Origin of the sequence: Pseudoalteromonas sp. Z1A6, assembly GCF_011378745.1 — a bacterium.
Taxonomy (GTDB): Bacteria; Pseudomonadota; Gammaproteobacteria; order Enterobacterales; family Alteromonadaceae; genus Pseudoalteromonas; species Pseudoalteromonas arctica.
In genome coordinates this window covers 1-1,813 of sequence record NZ_WTKW01000540.1, presented here as the reverse complement: position 1 = coordinate 1,813, position 1,813 = coordinate 1, and the positions used below count along the sequence as shown (strand labels likewise).

2 protein-coding genes and 1 pseudogene are annotated in these 1,813 nt (G+C 35.3%); all 3 read right to left on the bottom strand.

The window, feature by feature from the left end:
- Positions 1-57: 57 nt before the first annotated feature.
- A pseudogene (locus GQR46_RS20800) lies at positions 58-198 on the bottom strand (four helix bundle protein); the annotation flags it as partial.
- 91 nt (positions 199-289) lie between these two features.
- Complete coding sequence (locus GQR46_RS20830; protein ID WP_346766810.1) at positions 290-478, bottom strand: four helix bundle protein; 189 nt, start codon at positions 476-478, stop codon at positions 290-292.
- 71 nt (positions 479-549) lie between these two features.
- Complete coding sequence (locus GQR46_RS19280) at positions 550-1,716, bottom strand: nucleotide sugar dehydrogenase (protein ID WP_165742157.1); 1,167 nt, start codon at positions 1,714-1,716, stop codon at positions 550-552.
- Positions 1,717-1,813: the final 97 nt, after the last annotated feature.

Below are 1,813 nucleotides of genomic sequence, written 5' to 3'. Positions count from 1 at the left end.
TTGAAAGTTGAAAGTTGAAAGTTGAAAGTTGAAAGTTGAAAGTTGAAGACTAAAAGCCTAATCCCATGTTTCAATAGTTTTCATTAATGCAGATATCATTTTTGATAACTGCCTAGACTCTTCTATCCAGATTTCAGCTGTTTTTGTATCAACCTCACCAATTTTTAAGGCAATATATATTTGTGAGCGAAGCTCACCACAGCTACCTTTAGAGTAAGAGAGAAAACGGCAGTAATCTTTAGCTGTCTTTCTCTCATAACGTTATTCGATGAATCCCTTCATCTCACCTCTACGAGGCCGCAAAAGTGCGTTCAAAATTTGCTCCTGCAATTTTGTCAGCAATATTTGATGAAATTGATAATGCAGAGCGTGTAATTTGATCTTTTAAACCAAATTGCTTACTTGCCTTAAAATAAATAAAAACTTCACAAGCTAAATCGGCAGAGCGCTGCCATACATTTAAGTCCTCAAATTGCACAACGCCCCCTAATATAAATTTACCTTAGTTTTTGACTTATACTTTAACCTTTAGTCTTTAAACTTTGTTTATTAATCACTACCAAACAAATCGCGAGTATAAACTTTGTCAGCAATATCACTGAGCTCTTCAACCATGCGGTTAGATACAACCACATCAGATATTTGCTTAAACTCGTTTAAGTCTTTAATTACACGAGAGTGATAAAACTCATTTTCTTCAAGTACAGGTTCGTAAACTACAACCTCAATACCTTTCGCTTTAATACGCTTCATAATACCTTGAATAGCAGAGGCTCTAAAGTTATCAGACCCTGTTTTCATTACTAAACGATACACACCAACCACTTTAGGGCTGCGCTTAATTATTGAGTCTGCAATAAAGTCTTTACGTGTCGTATTAGCATCAACAATTGCACCAATAATGTTGTTTGGTACATTTGCATAGTTTGCACGCAGCTGCTTAGTGTCTTTTGGTAAACAGTAACCACCGTAACCAAACGATGGATTGTTGTAATGGCTACCAATGCGAGGGTCTAAGCTAACGCCCTGTATAATTTGCTTAGAGTTTAAGCCATGAGCTTCAGCGTAGCTATCAAGCTCATTAAAATAAGCGACACGCATAGCTAAATAAGTGTTTGAGAACAACTTAATAGCCTCAGCTTCAGTTGAGTCAGTAAAAAGAATTTCAATATCTTCTTTTATAGCACCTTGCTTAAGTAAGTTAGCAAACACAGTTGCGCGCTCGCTTTGCTCACCAACAACAATACGTGATGGGTATAGGTTATCGTGTAGCGCTTTACCTTCACGTAAAAACTCTGGCGAAAATATTAAGTTATTAATACCAAATTTTTCTTTAACGCTTTGCGTAAAACCTACTGGTATAGTTGATTTAATAACCATAACTGCATTTGGGTTATGCGCTATGGCATCTTTAATTACAGCCTCTACAGAGTTTGTATTAAAGTAATTATTTTCAACATCATAATCGGTGGGTGTGGCAATAATTACAAAATCAGCATTTTTATAGGCAGCTACTTTGTCGGTAGTTGCTGTAAAATTTAAGTCACTACGTGTTAAAAACTCACTAATTTCGGTATCAACAATCGGTGATTTTTTATCATTTAAAAGTGCGATTTTTTTTTCGTCAATATCTAATGCAACCACTTCATTGTGTTGTGCTAGCAACATAGCGTTAGAAAGGCCTACATAGCCTGTACCTACTACGGCAATTTTCATATTAATCCTTTAAGATTAGTTAATAAGTAATAAAATGATTCTATCAGAGTTATAAATTAGGCTCTAGCTAAAGCCTTTTAGCTAAAATGTAATATCG

What these genes read in the sequence shown, in the direction of transcription:
- GQR46_RS19280 (WP_165742157.1), bottom strand. Translation starts at nt 1,716, where the DNA reads ATGAAAATTGCCGTAGTAGGTACAGGCTATGTAGGCCTTTCTAACGCT.